The 19,569-nt window shown below is 51.7% G+C and carries 20 protein-coding genes; 9 read left to right on the top strand and 11 right to left on the bottom strand.

All coding sequences use genetic code 11. The annotated features are described in order from the left end of the window. Positions 1-5 precede the first annotated feature (5 nt). The 4 genes from ABD07_RS10165 to ABD07_RS10150 all read right to left on the bottom strand — a co-directional run bounded on the left by ABD07_RS10165 (position 6) and on the right by ABD07_RS10150 (position 4,419). On the bottom strand, positions 6-1,199 hold the full coding sequence (locus tag ABD07_RS10165; protein ID WP_160818171.1) for an O-antigen ligase family protein: 1,194 nt from the start codon (positions 1,197-1,199) through the stop codon (positions 6-8). Positions 1,200-1,275: 76 nt separating this feature from the next. Next, a complete protein-coding gene (locus ABD07_RS10160) occupies positions 1,276-2,301 on the bottom strand; it encodes a glycosyltransferase family 2 protein (RefSeq protein WP_160818170.1) in 1,026 nt (341 codons plus the stop codon). A gap of 25 nt (positions 2,302-2,326) precedes the next feature. Beyond that, complete coding sequence (locus ABD07_RS10155) at positions 2,327-3,091, bottom strand: FkbM family methyltransferase (protein ID WP_160818169.1); 765 nt, start codon at positions 3,089-3,091, stop codon at positions 2,327-2,329. Positions 3,092-3,153: 62 nt separating this feature from the next. Next, positions 3,154-4,419 (bottom strand): hypothetical protein, encoded by a 1,266-nt coding sequence (locus ABD07_RS10150; protein WP_160818168.1) that lies wholly within the window; start codon positions 4,417-4,419, stop codon positions 3,154-3,156. A gap of 270 nt (positions 4,420-4,689) precedes the next feature. Between ABD07_RS10150 and ABD07_RS10145 the strand changes: the two genes are divergently transcribed. The 7 genes from ABD07_RS10145 to ABD07_RS10115 all read left to right on the top strand — a co-directional run bounded on the left by ABD07_RS10145 (position 4,690) and on the right by ABD07_RS10115 (position 11,202). Continuing rightward, positions 4,690-5,439: a 3-deoxy-manno-octulosonate cytidylyltransferase gene (locus tag ABD07_RS10145; protein ID WP_160818167.1), complete on the top strand. Its 750-nt coding sequence runs from the start codon at positions 4,690-4,692 to the stop codon at positions 5,437-5,439. 8 nt (positions 5,440-5,447) lie between these two features. Continuing rightward, a complete protein-coding gene (locus ABD07_RS10140) occupies positions 5,448-6,218 on the top strand; it encodes an HpcH/HpaI aldolase family protein (RefSeq protein WP_160818166.1) in 771 nt (256 codons plus the stop codon). Next, complete coding sequence (locus tag ABD07_RS10135; protein ID WP_160818165.1) at positions 6,215-7,153, top strand: phosphoglycerate dehydrogenase; 939 nt, start codon at positions 6,215-6,217, stop codon at positions 7,151-7,153. The genes ABD07_RS10140 and ABD07_RS10135 overlap by 4 nt, the downstream gene beginning before the upstream one ends. 4 nt (positions 7,154-7,157) lie before the next feature. Continuing rightward, a complete protein-coding gene (locus ABD07_RS10130) occupies positions 7,158-8,087 on the top strand; it encodes an NAD-dependent epimerase/dehydratase family protein (RefSeq protein WP_160818164.1) in 930 nt (309 codons plus the stop codon). 2 nt (positions 8,088-8,089) lie between these two features. Then, positions 8,090-8,731 carry an HAD family hydrolase gene (locus ABD07_RS10125; RefSeq protein ID WP_160818163.1) on the top strand — a complete coding sequence of 214 codons (642 nt, stop codon included), beginning with the start codon at positions 8,090-8,092 and terminating at the stop codon, positions 8,729-8,731. A gap of 13 nt (positions 8,732-8,744) precedes the next feature. Then, positions 8,745-9,422: a 6-phosphogluconolactonase gene (gene pgl / locus ABD07_RS10120; protein ID WP_160818162.1), complete on the top strand. Its 678-nt coding sequence runs from the start codon at positions 8,745-8,747 to the stop codon at positions 9,420-9,422. Between the two features lie 85 nt (positions 9,423-9,507). Next, entirely contained in the window at positions 9,508-11,202 is a 1,695-nt protein-coding gene (locus tag ABD07_RS10115; protein ID WP_160818161.1) for an AIPR family protein, read from the top strand. Between the two features lie 69 nt (positions 11,203-11,271). Here the strand turns inward: ABD07_RS10115 and ABD07_RS10110 are convergent, their stop codons facing one another. Beyond that, positions 11,272-11,664: a hypothetical protein gene (locus tag ABD07_RS10110; RefSeq protein WP_160818160.1), complete on the bottom strand. Its 393-nt coding sequence runs from the start codon at positions 11,662-11,664 to the stop codon at positions 11,272-11,274. A gap of 32 nt (positions 11,665-11,696) precedes the next feature. Between ABD07_RS10110 and ABD07_RS10105 the strand changes: the two genes are divergently transcribed. Continuing rightward, on the top strand, positions 11,697-13,676 hold the full coding sequence (locus ABD07_RS10105) for a phospholipase D-like domain-containing protein (protein WP_205010683.1): 1,980 nt from the start codon (positions 11,697-11,699) through the stop codon (positions 13,674-13,676). A gap of 85 nt (positions 13,677-13,761) precedes the next feature. Here the strand turns inward: ABD07_RS10105 and ABD07_RS10100 are convergent, their stop codons facing one another. Further along, positions 13,762-14,184: an acyl-CoA thioesterase gene (locus ABD07_RS10100; RefSeq protein WP_108697533.1), complete on the bottom strand. Its 423-nt coding sequence runs from the start codon at positions 14,182-14,184 to the stop codon at positions 13,762-13,764. 180 nt (positions 14,185-14,364) lie between these two features. Between ABD07_RS10100 and ABD07_RS10095 the strand changes: the two genes are divergently transcribed. Next, on the top strand, positions 14,365-15,195 hold the full coding sequence (locus ABD07_RS10095) for a ferritin-like domain-containing protein (protein WP_160818159.1): 831 nt from the start codon (positions 14,365-14,367) through the stop codon (positions 15,193-15,195). Positions 15,196-15,231: 36 nt separating this feature from the next. Here the strand turns inward: ABD07_RS10095 and metW are convergent, their stop codons facing one another. The 5 genes from metW to ABD07_RS10070 all read right to left on the bottom strand — a co-directional run bounded on the left by metW (position 15,232) and on the right by ABD07_RS10070 (position 19,486). Beyond that, positions 15,232-15,849, bottom strand: a complete 618-nt coding sequence (gene metW / locus ABD07_RS10090; RefSeq protein WP_160818158.1) for a methionine biosynthesis protein MetW — start codon at positions 15,847-15,849, stop codon at positions 15,232-15,234. An 8-nt stretch (positions 15,850-15,857) separates the two neighbouring features. Further along, positions 15,858-16,985: a homoserine O-succinyltransferase MetX gene (gene metX / locus ABD07_RS10085; RefSeq protein WP_108697425.1), complete on the bottom strand. Its 1,128-nt coding sequence runs from the start codon at positions 16,983-16,985 to the stop codon at positions 15,858-15,860. Positions 16,986-17,098: 113 nt separating this feature from the next. After that, on the bottom strand, positions 17,099-18,826 hold the full coding sequence (ptsP, locus tag ABD07_RS10080; RefSeq protein WP_160818157.1) for a phosphoenolpyruvate--protein phosphotransferase: 1,728 nt from the start codon (positions 18,824-18,826) through the stop codon (positions 17,099-17,101). Continuing rightward, positions 18,823-19,092 carry an HPr family phosphocarrier protein gene (locus ABD07_RS10075; RefSeq protein WP_160818156.1) on the bottom strand — a complete coding sequence of 90 codons (270 nt, stop codon included), beginning with the start codon at positions 19,090-19,092 and terminating at the stop codon, positions 18,823-18,825. The genes ptsP and ABD07_RS10075 overlap by 4 nt, the downstream gene beginning before the upstream one ends. Then, positions 19,082-19,486, bottom strand: coding sequence for a PTS sugar transporter subunit IIA (locus ABD07_RS10070; protein ID WP_160818155.1), 405 nt, complete (start codon positions 19,484-19,486; stop codon positions 19,082-19,084). The genes ABD07_RS10075 and ABD07_RS10070 overlap by 11 nt, the downstream gene beginning before the upstream one ends. Between the last annotated feature and the right edge of the window lie 83 nt (positions 19,487-19,569).

Below are 19,569 nucleotides of genomic sequence, written 5' to 3'. Positions count from 1 at the left end.
GCCGCTTAAGTCCTTTCCGGTTTTTGTTGATGCCAGCGCATGGCGATCGCGGTGATCGCCAGCAATAATACCGGCATCCTACTGAAAATAAGAAAGGCATCCGTCAGCCCTGCGAGAAAAATATAACTTACCAAACCGGCCCCGAGCAGACCCAAGCCGATTCTCCGGAATGTCTGATACCAGGCCCAATAAAGAAATAGCACCGCCAGCAGGCCCGCGATACCGACATGCATGCCGATTTCAATCCAGTCGTTATGGTAATGCGATGTCTTCTGGAATGCCGGTAAGTCCTTATAAAGACCGTTTTTGTAAGTCTGAATCGTGGTATCGAAATAACGCTCCGGCGCACCCGTGCCATACCCGGTCCATGGACGCTCGGCAATGCCATGCAAGCCGACATCCCACATGGCCAGGCGGTATCCCAAACTGGAACTGTAATTGCCTTGCTGCAACAATTCGATATCGCTTTTAACCAACAGCAATCTTTCTTGAAAGGCAGGGCTGCTATAGGCAAAAATCCCGGCGGCTATCGACACAACTGCAAAAATACCGAAGAATTTCCGTATATCCAGTTTATAGCGCAGGTAAATTTGCAACACGACGGCCATCAGCGTCGCCAGCAGAAGCACCCGGCCGTACTGATGAAACTGCACATAAATTAATGCGATGGCAGCCATCCACAAGACGATTGCCAGCGGCACCGAGCGGCTCACGCAAGCCAGTCCGACAGCCACGATTGCGCCCGCTCCAAGCATCGCCGAAAAGCTCAGATAGGACATTTTCAACAGCGCAATTCCTTGCTCACCTGTCACCTGCCACTGATACACACCTAAACCAAGAACCAGCAGATAACCCGTAACCAATCCACCGATTGCCCAGGGCAAGCGCTCCTTATTCAGCAATAAATAGAATGGAACCAGAATCAGCAAGGTAAAGTACTTCACCCATTTCATCCTGCCATGATCGAGCGGCTCGCTCCACAGCAATCCGGCCAGCAACAACATACACAGCAGCACAATCGCTTGCACCAAAGGCAGCTTGAGAGCCTGATGCAATCGATACAAACCACCGTCCATCAAACTAGCAATAATCAACAATGGAAAGGCAAGCAGATTCACTTCGCCGCGCCAGAATCCCGCGCAGACGAGAACCAGCGCGAACCGGATGAATATTTCCTGCCGTGTGATGGATATTTGCATAAAGCCAGTCAAGCGAAGTTTTTATAAGTCGTGGTGAAATTCCCGATAACGTGAAAGGCCATTATTCCGGTGCAAGCTAATCCGCTTTCCACTCGCGCATTTCCAGCCGGTACACGCGGACGAACAGCGCCAATATAATGCGCAGTCCCGCCGGTACGCCCGGCAAAATCCACACGGCGGTGATGCGCTTATCTTGGCGTGACCAGCCACGCAGCATCAGTTTCACGATCGTTTTAAAGCCCGCTTTACCGTTACGCAGTTGCAGGCACGGCAACTGCGGCAATGACGCCGGTGTCAGCCAATGCAACCGCCCGCCTTGCCGCATCACTTGTTCCATAGAATCCGCGATCCGGGATGGCAAGCCAGCCCACGCAGCATCGCCGGAAACGGCCAGCACATTTTGCCGGGCCAGCGGATAACGCGACAAATAGAGCGACCGGTTACGTTGCACCAATTCCCGGTAAGCTTTCCCGCGCCCGAACGATGCGCCGGTTTCGTGACGAACGGTTGCATCCGGATGCACACCCATGCGCCAGCCTTGTTGATCCAACCGCCGCCCCAGATCGGTATCTTCATAATAGCCCCGGCCAAACTGCGCATCGAAACCGCCCATTGCCTGAAAAACAGCGCGGCGGATCAAAAATGCGTAACCTCTGAAACGATAGGTGGCGATATATCCGCCCGGCTGCCGCACGTAACGGCCGGCCTGTGTTTCCGCACTATCGCCTTCCATCGGACTAATGACCGCCAGCTGGGGATCGGCGGCAAAGGCGCCGCACAACGATGGCAGAAAATTATTCAACACTTCGATATCGGAATTCAGCACCAGCACCCAATCGGCATCGGAACGCGCCACCGCATCGTTGACAGACTTCCCATACCCCTGATTTTCAGGCGCATGGTAAACATGCAGTTGGGAATAAGATAAATTGTCGAGCATGGCGCGGGTTTCAGCCGCCGATGCATCGTCCTGGATATGAATTGTTCTGATCGATGAACCCAAGCAGGCGATGACGGAATCAATGCACCGCTTGGTCAATTCCGCTGCATTATAAACAGGGATTACGACATCAATGATTGGCGCAGCAGTTTCACTCGTCATGTTCTGCCTGAGAAATTTTAATGCATCACACCCGGCCAAAAATCAAATAGCTTTCGCCCCAGTTTTTGGACGGTCTTTGCTTCACTTCGAGACCGGCCTGTTTCATGATGGCAATGGCTTTTTCCTGCTCGGTATCGGTGCCAAGCTCTATGATCACGGATTTCAGCGCCGGGTTTGCCAAAACCGCCGATGCGCCCTGCAAAATGGGAATTTCAATGCCATCGACATCGATTTTCATGTAATTCGGCACCGGGAACCCCCATTGTCCGCACAGATCGTCCAATGTCACGCCGAACATCCCTTGGATATGCGTTGCCGACATTTTCATGTTCTCCAGGTCCTCATGTCCGAACTGCGAACGGTTTCCGCCCGGAATGAATTTGGGAATAAACAATTTGGAAAATTCACTGCGTCCCGACACCGCCACGCAGTAAGATAAAATATTTTTCCCCAGGTTGTTCAGGTAGATATTTTTATTGAGCGCATAGTAATTATTGCTTTGCGGTTCAAACGCAAATACCTGCACTTTATCGCCGTATTTTTTGGCCGGATATAGCGAATATTGCCCGATATTGGCGCCGATATCGAAATAGCACGAGCCGGGTTCAAAGCTATCGAGCCAATCCAGGGTATCGGGTTCTTTTTTTGAATACGTCTTGGCGCGATTGAGTGTGCGCAAGTGATCGACAGAAATTAAAATACGCTGCCCCCTCACCAGCACATCGGTACAGCCGCCTTTCAATTTGTAAGCGGCCACCACCAATTCATTCAAGATGTCTTTTATCCGCATTCACACTCCCTCATGGTTTACCGGTACATCTGATCGCCGCACGGCAGCTTGAAAGACCGCACTCAATCCGCCAGCTGTTCAAGCAGGGATACATAACGGGGCAACACATCGGCATCCGGGTAATCCAGCATTTCCTGCAAGAAACGCTGCCGGTGTTCTTCGATATAGAAAGCATCGCAGCCATGCGTCAGGAAATGGTTGATTTTTTCATATACATCGTCACGGCTTTTCAGTTCGGTTTCCGGCATGTAATACGCCACCGCAGAACGCGCCGCGATCAAATAATCAGCCGCCAGAACCGGCTTTCTCGCCCTGACCGCTTCAAATACCACGGAAGTCGCCAGATCGATGATGACATCCGCCCAGTTCATCAAATGCACCGAATGCGCGTCATCACTCGCAACACGAACATTGGGTAATTTTTTAATTGAACTATCGGTGGTCAGGGATTGTTTCCAGCCGCTGCGGGTATGTGGCTTGATGACCAACTCGACACCGGGAAATTCGGCGATCATATGCACCACTTCACCGACTTCTTCCCAGAATGTCGTGAAGTTGGCTTTTCTCAGAAACATAACAATCTTCAATCGGCTATCCGAACGGACCAACGGCGAAGGCGGCATCAACCCGGCCAGTATTTTTAGCCACTCTTCACAGTAGCGCGGCGAACCCAATACCGCCAGCTGATTGTCCGTCATAAACGGGCGGAAACGCACGGAACATAATTCATTGGGCACAACCACCCTATCGAATATCGTCGCCGCCGAAAATGTGGCATCGGGCTTCAGCTGTCTTTCTCCGCGCCGGATCAATTGGCTGTAATGCGGACTATCGCCATGCGGCAGCGAAATCGTACCCAAACCGCGTTCTTTTGCCATGGCAATCACCACTTCAACCCATTCCAAACAAATCACCGAATTGCGTTCAATCCAGTCAAATGCGACAACACCTTTCCCTGTAGCGCCAAAACACCGGTTGAGCAGAAAATCGGCGGTATGCCGCCACAACGGTTCACGCTGCTTTCCATCGTAACGATCGGCCAGTTTCTCAGCCAGACCGCCGATCACTTTGATACGCCGCACATTGCGCGTCAGCATCAGCATCTGTAAACGCCATTGTATATACTCGGCCAGCGGAAACAGCTCTCTCATATGCGCAACGCGCACACCTTCGAGCTGACTCAAGTATTGAATGCGGAAATCGCGGCGGAATTGGGTGGAACCGATTAATACCACATCACATTGATGACCGGACTTAATCCATTTGTAAATGACCGGAGTAACATGATCGATATCGTTATAGTGACGAAGAAAAAAAAGCGCTTTCATTGCTGTGATGCGAAGACAAAAATATTCAGGATACGCAGCATCTCTACTATTTCCCCAGTTTAAACAAAAGATTCTGAAAAGCGCGCTCATTCTACTCTTGCGCCTATCCAATTACCAGCACGCCAACCGGGATAAAACCACAGTACCCAAAAAATCAATTAAATTTAACAATAAGTGTTGCCCAGAAAAGAGGAAAAACCGGATAATCAGCACATCGCCTTAGACGGTAACTTTTTGTACTCAACCATTAACCAAACACACAACATTTTCATGAAAACTATCGCTGTCATACCGGCCCGCATGGGCTCATCGCGTTTCCCCGGCAAACCCCTGGCAAAAATCCTCGGACGCCCGATGATCGAACACATCTATAAACGCGTGGCCATGAGTAAATCACTCGACGCCACCTATATCGCCACCTGTGATGAAGAAATCCGCCAAGCTGCGGAAGGTTTCGGCGCACAAGTCATCATGACCTCCGATATACACGAACGCGCCAGCGATCGCGTCGCGGAAGCGGTGGTTTACCTGGATGCGGATCTGATCGTCATGGTGCAAGGCGATGAACCGATGACGCACCCCGATATGATCGATACCGCCGTAGCGCCTTTCAAGGATGACCCGAAACTGGGCTGTGTCAATCTGGTACGCAAAATCGACCATGAAGCCGATTACCTCGACGCCAATACCATCAAGGTCGTCATGAATCAACACAACGACGCGCTGTATATGTCGCGCCGCCCGATTCCGACAATCGCAAAAAGCGGTTTTGCCGATACCGCGGCATACAAGCAGGTCTGCATTATTCCATTCCGCCGCAGCACCTTGTATCAATACACACAGTTGACACCGACACCGCTGGAAAAATTGGAATCGATCGACATGCTGCGCCTGCTCGAGCATGGCATGCAGGTGAAAATGGTGCCTACCGGATTCGATACCCAGGCCGTGGATACCCCCGCCGATCTGGCGCGGGTTGAAAAACTGATGCAATCCGACCCGTTACTTTCCCGCTACTAGGAATCATTATGTCATTGAAATCAAGATTGAACCGGTCTGAATTGACCATCGGTTCGTGGGTTACATTGGGGCATCCGTCGATTGCCGAAATCATGGCATCGGCCGGATTTGACTGGCTGGTGCTGGATATGGAGCACAGCGTGCTGGAACTCAGCGAAGTGCAAGCCATTATTCAAGTGCTGGACGGCAAGCAATGTCCGGCCATCGTGCGCCTCACTTCCAATCATCCCGATCAGATCAAACGTGTCATGGACGCCGGTGCTACTGGGATCATGGTGCCGATGATCAAATCCGCCGCCGATGCCAAAGCAGCGGTGGATGGCGTGTACTACCCGCCGCGCGGACAACGCGGCGTCGGTCTGGCGCGTGCGCAGGGTTATGGTTCGAGTTTCCAGGCTTACCGGCAGTGGCTGGAAGAAAACGCGGTGATCGTCGTCATGATCGAACATGTCGACGCGGTCAAAGCGATTGACGAGATTCTGGCTGTTCCCGGTATCGATGCGTATATCATTGGCCCGTACGACTTATCCGGTTCGATGGGACGCCCCGGCGATCTCAATCACCCGGATGTGCAAGCGACCATCGCGCAAGTGCTGGAAGCAGGCCGCCGCGCGCAGAAACCCGGCGGCATTCACGTCATCGAACCGGATCCGCAAGCATTGCAGCAACGCATTCAAGCCGGTTTTAATTTCCTCGGTTATGGATTGGATATCCGCATTCTCGATTCCATCTGCCGCACGCATTTACAAAGCATCCGCGCCACTTTGAAAACATCATGAGCTCATTTGTCATTTCCACGTCGTCGTTCGATACCGGTAACAATCCGGCCATTCAGCGCCTGCTGCAACACGGTTTTCAGGTCATCACCAATCCGCACAAACGCAAGCTCACCGAAGATGAAATCATCGCGCTGCTGAGCGGCGGCGCTACCGGCCTGATCGCCGGGATCGAACCGTTGACCGAACGGGTGTTTCAAGCCGCGCCGAATCTGAAAGTCATCTCGCGCTGCGGCGCCGGCATGGATAGCGTCGATCTGGCGGCAGCGAAAAATCGCGGCATTCATGTTCTGAATACACCGGAAGCGCCCGCACAAGCCGTGGCGGAGCTGACGCTGGGTTACATTCTGAGCCTATTGCGGCAAATCAACCCGATCGACCGGGCGGTACGCAAGGGCGAATGGCCGCGTACGCAAGGCCGCTTGTTCGCGGCGCAAACCGTCGGCGTCATCGGTTTGGGACACATCGGCCGCCGCGTGGCGCGCTTGTGCCAGACGTTTGAAGCCACGGTGGTCGCGCACGATCCGTATGCCAGCCAAATACCGGACGGTGTCAGCATGCTGCCGTTGGAACAATTGCTGGCCAGCGCCGACATTGTCACGCTGCATACTCCGTATAGCGCGGATATGCATCATTTACTGGATGCCAAGGCATTCGCCGCGATGAAACCGGAAGCCATCGTCATCAACGCGGCGCGCGGCGGATTGGTCGATGAAAACGCACTGCTGGCCGCACTGCAATCCGGCAAAATCAGCGCCGCGGCGCTGGATGTTTTTGAGCAGGAACCGTATCACGGCTCGCTGCTCGAATGCAGCAACGTCATTCTGACCTCGCATGTCGGCTCCCTGGCGCGCGAATCGCGCCAGCGCATGGAAATCGAAGCGGCGGAAAATCTGCTGCAGGGCTTAATCAAATCAGGTCTCGTCAATAACGGATAACACTATGGTGAATGAACAGGTTGTGGTATTTGGCGCCAGCGGGTTTCTCGGCAGCCACGTCGCGGATGCATTATCGGCCGCAGGTTACCGGGTACGGCTATTCGACCGCAGTCCGTCGCCGTATCTGAAAAGCAATCAGGAAATGATCATCGGCGACATCATGAATCTCGATCAAGTGATCGCAGCCGCCAAAGGCACTTCCATCGTCTACAACTTCGCCGCCATCGCCGATATCGACGAAGCCAACGACAAACCGATCCCGACCGCGACCATCAACGTGCTGGGCAACATGCACGCGTTGGAAGCCGCGCGTGTCGCCGGGGCGCGCCGGTTTGTGTTCGCCAGCAGCATTTATGTCTATTCCGAATCCGGCTCTTTTTACCGCGCCAGTAAACAGGCCGCGGAACGTTTCACCGAGACCTACCACGAGCGCTACGGCCTGGATTACAGCATTCTGCGCTATGGCTCGCTGTACGGGCGGCGCTCCGATAAACGCAACGGCATCTACCGCATGCTGCACGAAGCGGTCGCGCATCATTCCATCACGTACAAAGGCAGCGGCGACGCCATGCGTGAATATATCCATGTGGAAGATGCGGCGCGCATGAGCGTGCAAATATTGGCGCCCGAATTTGCCAACCGGCACATGATTCTGACCGGCCAGGAAAGGTTACGCATCAAAGATGTCATGACGATGATCTCGGAAATCCTGCCGTGGCCAGTGGAATTGCATTTCGATGAAGCCAACGCGGTGCATCACTACGAAATCACCCCATACGCATTTCAACCGCGCATCGGGCGCAAGCTGGTGCTCAATGAACACGTCGATCTGGGACAAGGTATTCTCGATTGCTTGCGGGAAATCCACCAGGATTTGCGGCATGGCGATGAAAACGACGACGCCACCCCATCCACATCGGACAATCGCGCGTAGCCATGAGAAACGTTAACTGGCAAGCGATCGTTTTTGATTTCGACGGCGTTGTCGTCGAATCCGGCAAAATTAAAACGCAGGCATTCGCGGAACTCTATCGCCCGTACGGCGCGGATGTCGTCGCGGCAGTGGTGCAATTTCACACGCAAAATGGCGGCATGTCGCGCTACCGCAAATTCCGTCATTTCCAAGAACATTTTCTCAATCAACCGCCACTGACGGAGGCAGAAGAAAAGCAACTGGACATCCGCTTCTCCGAACTTGTCGTGGAAGCCGTCATCGCCGCCGAAGCCGTACCCGGCGCAATCGAATTGATCCGTCAGCAATCCCAAAAAATTCCATTATTTGTCGCCTCCGGCACGCCGGAAGTCGAACTCAAAGTGATCGTCGAGCGGCGCGGCTTAGCACCTTATTTCACCGCTGTGCGCGGCGCACCGGCGCTGAAAAAAACCATTATCGCGGAAATCTTGTCGGCGCATAACCTGAAGCCCGAAGCAGTGCTGATGATCGGCGACGCCATGGCGGATTTGGAAGGCGCGCAAGCCAACAACACCGCTTTCCTGGGCCGCGTCTTTCCCGGCGACCCGAATCCTTTCCCGGCGCATATCGAGATCGTCCCGGATTTACGCGGATTGGTGCAATAACATTGGCAGTTCCATGATCCAAAGGCGCGCCTTCCCGGATATCGAATCGTTAAGCCAAGGCTTCGCCGATTTTGCCGCTGCCACACTACGCAACACCTTAAGCCGCAAACCCCAAGCCACCCTGGTCGTCCCCGGCGGCAATACCCCACGCCACTATCTGCCCGCACTAGCGAAGTGTCAGTTACCGTGGGATCGGATCACCGTCACGCTATCCGATGAACGCTGGGTCGATGTCAACGATGCACAATCGAACGAGCATCTGGTCAAGCAGCACATGATGAATCACCTTCCCGCAAACGCGCGCTTCGTGGGACTCAAAACTGATCACGATAATCCTTTTGACGCCATCGAAACAATCCACCAACGCTTGGATAAACTGCCGCTGCCATTGAGTCTGACGGTGTTGGGACTGGGCGAAGATGGGCATATTGCCTCGCTGTTTCCCGGCATGAATCCCGATTTAGCTGACACCCATCACTGCATTGCAGTCGCACCACCGGTTGCGCCATCGCTGCGCGTCAGTCTTTCGTTGAAGCTGCTGGCGCAAAGCGAGCAGATTGTGCTGGTGGTTACAGGGGAGAGTAAACGGCGGTTGTTGGATCGGCTAACAACAAATCCAGATAAGAAGATACCAATGGTATGGCTATTGCAACGATTAAATTCAGCAATTACTGTTTTTGAAACAAACTGAAATAATCTCTAGTAAAAAACAGATCAGTCTATTGGATTCATAAAAATAGACACAAATTAAACTACTTCTATTTCAAAGTGAAGAAATGTCAAAAAACAATCAAATTCTTTTAGAAGAAATTATTAAGCAAGAACTAGAAAACTATGAAGAAGATAGTTCTGTAAGTGATTTCTTTGAGTTTTATGCCTCGTTGCAGGTTCTAAAAGATTTTGAGCTGAGCTTCGAGGAAGTTGAATCAGGTCGTTGCGGTGAAAGCCATGACGGGGGAGCTGACTCCATTTATCTCTTTGTCAATGGCGAACTAGTAAAAGAAGATGAAGATATTAAAGATAAGTATAAAAAGAATGTTGATATTGAGTTTATTCTAATTCAAGCCAAATACGAAAATTCATTTAACGAAGAAACACTATTAAAACTATCAAGGCTTTGCAGGAGTCTTTTTGACCTGGATTTTGATCGAACTGAATTTGAAGGAAGATACAATGACAAAGTCCTTTCTGCATTTGAGCTCTTTAAAACCACATATTTGGGTTTAATTACCAAAAAACCGAAACTAAAAATTACGATCCACTATGTTTCAAAAGGAATTGATGTTCACCCCAATGTAGAGAATCAAGCTAACGACCTGAGAAAAGATATCATTGAGAAACTTCCAGGCACTATTGTTGAAGTTTCATTCGTTGGTTCAGATCAATTAATGAAACTCGCTCAAGAGAGAGTAAATGATGTTTTTAGACTAAGAATTTCTGAGAATCCGCTTTCGACCACCCCTCAAGTATTTATTGCACTGGCAAATTTAGCTGAATACTACAAATTTATTACTGATGAGGAAGGTAAATTAATAAAGCATATTTTCGAATCAAATGTTCGTGATTATCAAAGAAAGGCGAATATCAACAATGAAATACAAGATACTTTAGAAAATCCCGGTACAGAGGAATTTTGGTGGTTAAATAACGGAGTAACAATTTTAGCAAGCGAGGCATCTGCTCCAGGAGGAAAAGAACTAGTAATTCATAATCCTGAAATTGTTAACGGATTGCAGACCTCTAATGAGATATTTCGATATTTCTCAAGAAATAATCATAAGCTAGATCATGAAAAAAGAGATGTACTAATCCGAGTTATTGTTCCGGAGAATGAAGAGACTAGAGATAAGATCATACGCGCTACAAATAGCCAGACACCTATTCCAAAAGCATCATTGAGAGCAACAGATCAGGTGCATAGGCAAATTGAGGAGTTCCTAAAACTCAAAGGACTTTTCTATGATAGGCGTAAGAATTATTACAAAAATGAGGGGAAAAAACCTAAAGATATTATTAGTATACCTTTCATGTCACAGTGTTTAATGTCTTCTCTTATGCAAAAACCAGATTATGCTAGGGCTAGGCCTTCTACTCTTTTAGAAGATGATGATTCATATAACAAATTATTTCACAAGAACAATGACCTAAATACTTATTACATATTATCCTCATGGGGTAGAAATATAGAAATAGTACTTAAGGCTAACAAAAAATTTACAGCAACAGAAATAAACGATATTAAATTTTATGTTCTTTATGCTGTTACAGCACAACTTACTCAAAGCATTTACCCAAACAATAATTCTGTAGCGAAGTTGGACGTTAAGCAAATTACCGATGAATGTATAAATAAATCTATACATCTGGCATTTGATTCGTATAAAGAAAAGGGGGGTAATGATAGAGCTGCCAAGGGACCAAGTTTAGTTGAATCGCTAAAAGAAAAACTACGGACAATAATAAAATCTTAGTACATCAACAAACCTAAGCACGGTATGATGCGCCGACGAAGGAGGCGCATCAAAAACCCATTCAACCACCTAATTACTATTTTCCTCCACCGGCAGTTTTTGCACCCACGTCAAGCAGCTGGTGTGCGACTCCCCCGCCATGGTGATGCATTCGTTATAACCCGCGACATTATTCTGGAACGCATGCTGGCAGTTGCGTACATCGACTTCGAGTTCATAGAAGCAGATGCGCAAGCCTTCCTGCTGCGTGATGTTGTTTTCAAACCCCGGTTGCGGTGTTGGATAGCCGGATGATGGGTAGATTTCCGGATTGATGATGCCGGATTGAATCGCCAAGGTGCGCGGCACCAAAAACCGGCCTTGATAACCTTCCGGCAGAGTGAACGCGTGCAGGCTGGCACTGGCGCTAAGTAGACAAAATACTGCGATGAGCGGGCTGGCTTTTTTAAATCCGAGTTTCATGATGAGTATCTCCTGAATGATTAAAGCGGTCCATGCGCGGTGTGCCCATGTTGTCGGGTGCGCCGTCATTAAGAGATACGTATCAATGGCCTTATTGGATGCAAATCGCGAAAAAATTTTATCCGGACATCAGTCTGCGCCATTTCGATGGCCGCTTCGTGAACCGGGACATCGCTTATGAATTGGATTATGATCATGCAACACCCTGCTCCGACCGGTATTGCAGAGCCGACCCGGTCAGGTCGCGCGGGGTTATCGTGGTGTGCATTACCATCGGCTTATCCATCCGGGAGGTTGTCATGACAGGTGAATTTCAGATCAGTGGTCAGAATGCGGCAGCGCTGTTCACGCTCAAGCTTCATCGCGGCGATGGCATGGCGCTCATTGCCATGAATTGGAAAAACGGTAGGCCGCCGCAGGATTTCGCTGGTTTTGCCATCGAGTATAAAGAACCTCGCGGGGATCGATTTTTCGCATTGAAAAACCGCCTCGGTTTTCGTAGCGCCGATGGCAAGCTCAATCCCACCCAATTATCGACGCGGCTCTCGCCGATCCAGAAATTCCGCTGGGTGCATTTCCCGCGTAACGCCGAACTCGAGGGCGAATTCATCTACAGAGTCACGCCGGTGTTTATGAATGCCGCCGATGAACTGAGCTATGGCGACGCCCAGGAAGTGGCTATCGAACTACGGCGCGAAACTTATCCGGGATTGCTCAACGTCACGTTCACGCGCGGCTTCGTCTCCTCGCAGGCATTTGTCGACCGGTACGCATTGGCGGGCGATATCTCGACATTGTTACCGGCAAAGGCAACCGATGGATTGACTTTCACCCCGACCCACCCCAAAACCAAAGAAGCGCTCGCATGGATGGGATTCGAGGCGCGTAACGCCATTCTCGAAGTACTCGATCAGGCCATTGCCGACCCACAGGCTCAGGTTCGCGTAATCGCTTACGATCTCAACGAACCCGGCGTTCTGACGCGCCTGGAGAAACTCGGCAAGCGTTTGAAGATCATCATCGACGACAGCCAGGAACACGGCGAAGATGACGCCAGTGAAAATCTCGCGGCACAGCGGCTCACAGTCTCGGCAGGTGCGGAAAACGTGAAACGGCAGCACATGCTGTCGCTCCAGCACAATAAAATCATCGTGGCCGACGGCCCCAGTATTCAGAAGGCCGTATGCGGCTCGACCAATTTCAGCTGGCGCGGTTTTTTCGTGCAATCGAATAACGCCATGATTCTGCAAGGAGCTAGTGCGATTAAACCATTCCTGACGGCGTTTGAGGGTTATTGGTCGCAGAAACCGAAAGATTTCGCTGGCGCGGCATCGGCGCAATGGAACGATCTGGGGCTGACGAAGATCGATGCGCGCGTGGCATTTTCACCCCACAACAAGTCGAACGCGCTATTGCAAACGGTGGCTAACGACATCGGCGGCAAGACAACATCGTCGCTGTTCTATTCGCTGGCGTTCCTGTACCAGACGCCCGGGCCGATTCTCGATGCAATCACCAATGTGACCAGTAACGCGGACATCTTTGTGTATGGTATTTCCGACCGCAAAGTCGGCGGTCTCGATTTGCAAAAACCAAACGGCAATATCGCCCCCGTATTTCCTTCCGCACTGACAAAAAACATCCCTGAGCCGTTCTCCGCCGAACCGTCAGGCGGCAGCGGCATCCGCATGCACCACAAATTCGTTGTCATTGACTTCGATCAACCGAGCGCCCGGGTTTATCTCGGCTCGTACAACTTTTCCTCACCGGCGGACCTCAAGAACGGGGAAAACCTCCTGCTGATTCGCGACCGCCGCATTGCCGTCTCCTACATGATTGAGGCGCTGCGCATTTTTGACCACCACCATTTCCGCGTGGCACAACAGGAAGCCAAGAAAGCCAGGAAACAATTCGTGCTTGCCAGACCGCCGCGGAATCCCGGCGAGAAACCCTGGTGGGACGAGGACTACACCGACGCCCGGAAGATTCGCGATCGCGAATTGTTCGCGTAGACATGCAAACGGGAAAGCATACTTTTATCGATCGGGGCTAACACCTTAAAGCAGTGCAGCACCGCCGGGTTTCAACGCAACAACGTTAATCCTGCGGCACCGCTCTTGGCTTGCGGTTGTTGTCGATCGCAACATACGTCAACACCGCTTCGGTCACTTTGATGCAGATTTCCTCGCCGCCTTCGCGCACGCCGCGTTGCGCATAGACGGTCACGTCGACGGTAATCGAGGTGCGCCCTATCTTGACGATATCGGCATAAAAACTGACGAGATCGCCGACAAACACCGGATGTTTGAATACGAAGGAATTGACCGCGATGGTCGCAACCCGTCCGCGCGCGCGGCGGATCGCCGGAATGCTGCCGGCCATATCGACTTGCGACATGATCCAGCCGCCGAAAATATCGCCGGCATAATTGGTATTCGCTGGCATCGGCACCATGCGCAATACCGGCTGCCCTTCCGGCAAATGAACTTGAAGTGATGGATCGCCCGGTATATCAGCCATAGCAGTGAGGTCGCTCAACGGAGATAATGATTAAAGAAAATTTCTGTCATCCAAGAATACAGCGATCTTTCGGTTTGAACCAGAATTTCTTTTTCACCGCCAATTCCGCATCGCCGGATTGGTCATTCCGCTCAAAACACGGGAGAATAGCGTGATTGAATTATTGGGTCTGTCTGAGTTATGGAATCCTTGTTTGATGCCGCAGCCCGCTGCCTTGCAGCCGGTGAAATCGAAGCAAAACTGCATTTGACCCGGCAAACCGCGCAGGCATGGCGTGATGGCCTGTTATCCCTGCAATCCCCAGGTAAGCCTGAACCGGTTGAAGAACCCGGTCGCCCGATGAAGCCTGCGCTGGTCGCGCCGGTTGATGTGCCGAAACGCCGTTTAAATACAAAAGAAGGGTTAGCGGCTTTGATTCATGCGATCACGCACATCGAGTTCAACGCCGTCAATTTGGCGTGGGATGCGGTGTATCGTTTCCACGATCTGCCGCAAGCGTTTTACAGCGATTGGATAACGGTAGCGGTTGAGGAAGCGTATCACTTCCAATTGCTACGCCAACGCCTGAACGAACTCGGCAGCGATTACGGCGATTTTCCTGCGCATAACGGCTTGTGGGGCATGGCCACGCGCACGGCATTCGATCCGCTGGTGCGTATGGCGCTGGTGCCGCGCGTATTGGAAGCCAGGGGATTGGACGTAACGCCCGGCATGATCCAGCGGCTGCGTCAGGCGGGCGATGAGAAGACTGTAGCGGTGCTGGAGATTATCTGGCGCGACGAAATCGGACATGTCGCCATCGGATCGCATTGGTTTCAGTATTTATGCCGGCAACGCGGACTCGATCCGGAGCAGACATTTCATACATTAGTCGGACAATACTTTAGCGGACAAGTATTGGGCCCGTTCCACTACGAAGCAAGACAGCAGGCGGGCTTTTCCGTGGCGGAACTCAAAGCGTTGGAACAGATGGGAAGCGCTAAAGCGCAGGGTGGAAATACGGCGCGGTGAATTACAGTTGTTGCCGAGTTGCTCAGCGGCCAGAAATCACGTCCGCCGTTCAAAGCGGTAAAACGCCAGCATGCCGCGCAGATTCGGCAGAAAATTAACCGGACGGTAATGATTGCTCATCACTTTGCGCTCCAGAATGCTTGCGTTGCATTGCTGGCACAGTTCTTCAAAATCGCCCAGCGTGCAGAGATGGATATTGGGCGTGTTGTACCAGCGGTATGGCAGTGTCTCCGACACCGGCATCCGGCCGGAAATCACCTGCATGCGGTTTTTCCAGTTGCCGAAATTGGGAAACGAAACGATGCCTTCCTTACCGACACGCAACATTTCCTGAATGATGCCCTCGGTATGCCGCATCGCCTGCAAGGTTTGCGACAAAATCACATAATCGAACGAGTCCGACGCAAAGCTCGACAATCCCGCTTCCAGATCATTCTGGATCACATTGATGCCGTTGCGGAAACATTTCAGCAGATTGGCCTCGTCGATTTCGACACCGTAACCGAACACATTGCGCGTATCGCGCAAATAACGCAGCAACGAACCGTCGCCGCAACCCAAATCGAGTATTTTCGCACCGGGTTTGATCCATTCGGCAATGGCGGCAAAGTCCGGACGTAATGCAAGGGTGGAAGGTGCTGGAGTATCAGTCATGATTTTACTTAGATCGAAATATTGTCCATGTACGCCCGTACCAGCTGGTGATAACAGGACGGTTCCATCAGAAACGAGTCGTGCCCATGGCTGGAGCTGATTTCCGCGTAACTGACGTTCAGTTCGTTATCCAACAGCGCTTTGACGATTTCCTGGGAACGCTGCGGCGAGAAACGCCAGTCCGAAGTAAACGAAACCACCAGGAAATTCGCCTTGGCCGCGCGGAATGCCGCGCTCAGATCGCCACCGTACGCCGCAGCGGGATCGAAATAATCGAGCGCCTTGGTCATCAGCAGATAGCTGTTGGCATCGAACAAATCGGCGAATTTGTCGCCTTGATAGCGCAAATACGATTCGATTTCAAACTCCACGTCGAAGCCGAAAGAAAGCTCATCCTTGCGCAAACTGCGGCCAAATTTCGCCGCCATCGAATCGTCGGACAGATAGGTGATATGCCCCAGCATGCGCGCCAGCCGCAAACCACGGCGCGGCAAAGTGTCGTAGGCATAAAAATTACCGCCGTAAAATTCCTGGTCGGTCATGATTGCCTGGCGGGCCACATCGTTAAACGCGATATTCTGCGCGGTTAATTTTGGCGCGGCTGCGATCACCAACGCATGGCGTACTCTCTCCGGATAGTCGAGCGTCCACTGCATCGCCTGCATACCGCCCAAGCTGCCGCCAATAATGGCGGCAAATTGCTCGATGCCCAAATGCTCAGCCAACTGCGCTTGCGCCTCGACCCAATCTTCCACCGTCACCACCGGAAAACTCGCGCCGTACTGTTTGCCGGTGCGCGGATCGATACTGGCCGGGCCGGTGGAGCCGTGACAGCCGCCCAAATTATTGACACCGATGACAAAAAAACGGTTGGTATCGATCGGCTTACCGGGACCCACCATGTTGTCCCACCAGCCAGCGCTCTTTTCATTCCCGGCATACACACCGGCCACATGATGGTTGCCGGAAAGCGCGTGACAAATCAAGATTGCATTGGAGCGCGCGGCATTCAACTGCCCGTAGGTCTCGTACACCAAGTGATAGCTTTCCAGCGACAATCCGCTTTTCAACTGCAACGGCTTGTCGATTTGCACGTACTGCGGTGTTACCACACCGACTGATTTTGATTCTTGCATGTATAGTAGCTTAGGAAAATCCCGAAGAAACGGCTGAATATCAGGCAACCATTATATCGCCAAAAAAAGAGGCACACACTAGGGAAAACCATGATTCAACCCGGCAGCGCGTTTTAATCATTCAACTTAGCTATCAATGCGGCGATCTTTTCCGGTTGATCGGCTTTGATGATTTTTTGCGCTAACGGAATGATATCAGGCAAATTGCTCTTCAAGATCTGGTTTTTCACCGTCAGCAATTGCGCCGGATACATGGAAAACTGTTGCAACCCCAGGCCCAGCAGCAGCCGCGTGAACTGCTTGTCACCCGCCATTTCCCCGCAAATCGATACCGGCACTTTGGCGCGATTGGCGCTTTGAATGACATGCGAAACCAGCCACAATATCGCCGGATGGAAGGGATCGTACAGATGCGCCACGGTATCGTCGATGCGGTCGACCGCCAGGGTGTATTGAATCAGATCGTTGGTGCCAATCGACAGAAAATCCAGTTTGCGCATGAAAATATCCAGGCTCAGCGCAGCGGCCGGAATCTCGATCATACCGCCGACTTTGATGTGCTCGTCGAAATCAATTTTGTCATCGCGCAATGCCTGTTTCGCATACTCGATATGAACCAGGGTTTGATCGATTTCCGCGATATTGGACAGCATCGGCACCAGGATACGCACATCGCCGTACTTGGAAGCGCGCAAAATGGCGCGCAACTGCGTGTGAAACATTTTCGGCTCGGCCAGACTCAAGCGGATCGCGCGCAAACCCAGCGCCGGATTAGCCGCCACTTGCTCGCTGCCTTTGAGATTTTTATCCGCACCCAGATCAAACGTACGGATGGTCACCGGCTGTTTGTGCATTTTGACCGCAACGGTGCGGTACGCTTCAAATTGTTCATCCTCGCCGGGCAAATCGTCGCGGTTCAGAAACAGAAATTCGCTGCGGAACAGACCGATGCCGGTGGCCCCACTTTCTTTAACCTGCGCGATATCTTCCGGCAGTTCGATATTGGCGTACAAATCGATCAGCGTGCCATCCAGCGTCATCGCCGCAATACTCTTGATACGTTGCAGTTTCTTTCTTTCCAGCTCGAGCTGGCTCTGCCGCAAGCGGTATTCATCCAGCACGCATTTATCCGGATTGACGATAACAATGCCTTGCGTGCCGTCGACAATCAGGCAGTCGTTTTCCTGAATCAGCTGATGCGCGTGATGCAATGCCACGATCGAAGGAATATTGAGACTGCGCGCAACAATCGCGGTATGCGATGTCTGGCTGCCCAAGTCGGTCAGGAATGCGGTGAACTGGTGCTGCTTATATTGCATCACATCGGCGGGACTCAGATCATGCGCCACCAGAATGCTGTCGCCGGTCAAGCGTGACGCCACCGGCAAATAACCGGGATGCCCTAGCATCGCCTTGAGCACACGTTCGACCACTTGAACGACATCGGCCTTGCGTTCACGCAAATAGGTATCTTCGATTTCTTCGAACTGCTCCAATAGCACCTGCATCTGCTGCGTCAGCGCCCATTCCGCGTTGCACAGCGTGTGTGTAATCATGTTGCGGGTGGCGTCCGATAAGGTCGGATCGTCCAGAATCATCAAATGCAGATCCAGAAATGCACTGAACTCAGCGCGCGCATGTCCGTCGGCAACCGATTTCTGCAGCGCCTCAAACTCCTTGCGCACTACCGCAAAAGCGCTATCCAGCCGGGCAATTTCCTTGTCCACCTGATGCTTGGGAATCAGGTAATGCATCACCTCCAACGCAGCCGGAGCAGCCAGATGCGCGTGCCCGATGGCAATGCCTTCCGATACGCCCGAACCCTGCAATATAAAGCTCATTCGCCCTCGCCAAAATAATCTTCAACCAACGCAACCAGCGCTGTCATCGCTTCCACTTCGTCATCGCCGTTAGTTTCCAGCTGAATGCGCGAGCCTTTATTGGCCGCGAGCGTCATGACCCCCATGATGCTTTTCGCATTCACGCGGCGGTTATTGCGCGTCGCCCAGACTTCGCACTTGAATTGGCTGGCCAGCTTGGTCAGTTTGGCGGAAGCGCGCGCGTGCAATCCGAGTTTATTGATAATTTCGACTTCTTTAATTTGCATGACAAGGTTCCGCATCAATTTGTATCACACCGCGTTGACCGCCGTTCAAGCCTTTTTCGATCACGGCCGGTAACGGCTCATGCCGGTAAGTCAACACCCGCACCAGCATCGGCAAGTTGACGCCCGACAGACAGGCCACTTTGCCGGATTGCACCAACCGGCTGGCAATATTACAGGGCGTCGCGCCAAACATATCGTTCAATATCAAAACACCATCGCCGCTATCCAGTTGCCGAATCAATTCACTCGCCTTGATTAACACCGCATCGGGATCATCCTGAATAAAAACACCCAGATGCATCAATTGCGGCGGCTTCATGCCGACGACGTGGCTCGCGCAGCGGATCAAATGTTCGCCTAAATCTTCATGTGTAAGAACTAAAATCCCGATCATTCTGTTTGTTATGTTGTTATCCGGTTTAATCAGAGTTATTCCGGATTTTAGCATTGACAGTGCCTTAATATGCCGTGTTACCG

It is taken from the genome of Nitrosomonas oligotropha (assembly GCF_009833085.1).
GTDB classification, from domain to species: Bacteria; Pseudomonadota; Gammaproteobacteria; order Burkholderiales; family Nitrosomonadaceae; genus Nitrosomonas; species Nitrosomonas oligotropha.
Note: the sequence above shows the minus strand (reverse complement) of the source record. Positions and strands in the feature narration are given on the sequence as shown.

Coding starts and splice junctions, on each gene's coding strand:
- ABD07_RS10165 (WP_160818171.1), bottom strand. CDS start 1,199: ATGCAAATATCCATCACACGGCAGGAAATATTCATCCGGTTCGCGCTG.
- ABD07_RS10160 (WP_160818170.1), bottom strand. CDS start 2,301: ATGACGAGTGAAACTGCTGCGCCAATCATTGATGTCGTAATCCCTGTT.
- ABD07_RS10155 (WP_160818169.1), bottom strand. CDS start 3,091: ATGCGGATAAAAGACATCTTGAATGAATTGGTGGTGGCCGCTTACAAA.
- ABD07_RS10150 (WP_160818168.1), bottom strand. CDS start 4,419: ATGAAAGCGCTTTTTTTTCTTCGTCACTATAACGATATCGATCATGTT.
- ABD07_RS10145 (WP_160818167.1), top strand. CDS start 4,690: ATGAAAACTATCGCTGTCATACCGGCCCGCATGGGCTCATCGCGTTTC.
- ABD07_RS10140 (WP_160818166.1), top strand. CDS start 5,448: ATGTCATTGAAATCAAGATTGAACCGGTCTGAATTGACCATCGGTTCG.
- ABD07_RS10135 (WP_160818165.1), top strand. CDS start 6,215: ATGAGCTCATTTGTCATTTCCACGTCGTCGTTCGATACCGGTAACAAT.
- ABD07_RS10130 (WP_160818164.1), top strand. CDS start 7,158: ATGGTGAATGAACAGGTTGTGGTATTTGGCGCCAGCGGGTTTCTCGGC.
- ABD07_RS10125 (WP_160818163.1), top strand. CDS start 8,090: ATGAGAAACGTTAACTGGCAAGCGATCGTTTTTGATTTCGACGGCGTT.
- pgl (WP_160818162.1), top strand. CDS start 8,745: ATGATCCAAAGGCGCGCCTTCCCGGATATCGAATCGTTAAGCCAAGGC.
- ABD07_RS10115 (WP_160818161.1), top strand. CDS start 9,508: ATGTCAAAAAACAATCAAATTCTTTTAGAAGAAATTATTAAGCAAGAA.
- ABD07_RS10110 (WP_160818160.1), bottom strand. CDS start 11,664: ATGAAACTCGGATTTAAAAAAGCCAGCCCGCTCATCGCAGTATTTTGT.
- ABD07_RS10105 (WP_205010683.1), top strand. CDS start 11,697: ATGCGCGGTGTGCCCATGTTGTCGGGTGCGCCGTCATTAAGAGATACG.
- ABD07_RS10100 (WP_108697533.1), bottom strand. CDS start 14,184: ATGGCTGATATACCGGGCGATCCATCACTTCAAGTTCATTTGCCGGAA.
- ABD07_RS10095 (WP_160818159.1), top strand. CDS start 14,365: ATGGAATCCTTGTTTGATGCCGCAGCCCGCTGCCTTGCAGCCGGTGAA.
- metW (WP_160818158.1), bottom strand. CDS start 15,849: ATGACTGATACTCCAGCACCTTCCACCCTTGCATTACGTCCGGACTTT.
- metX (WP_108697425.1), bottom strand. CDS start 16,985: ATGCAAGAATCAAAATCAGTCGGTGTGGTAACACCGCAGTACGTGCAA.
- ptsP (WP_160818157.1), bottom strand. CDS start 18,826: ATGAGCTTTATATTGCAGGGTTCGGGCGTATCGGAAGGCATTGCCATC.
- ABD07_RS10075 (WP_160818156.1), bottom strand. CDS start 19,092: ATGCAAATTAAAGAAGTCGAAATTATCAATAAACTCGGATTGCACGCG.
- ABD07_RS10070 (WP_160818155.1), bottom strand. CDS start 19,486: ATGATCGGGATTTTAGTTCTTACACATGAAGATTTAGGCGAACATTTG.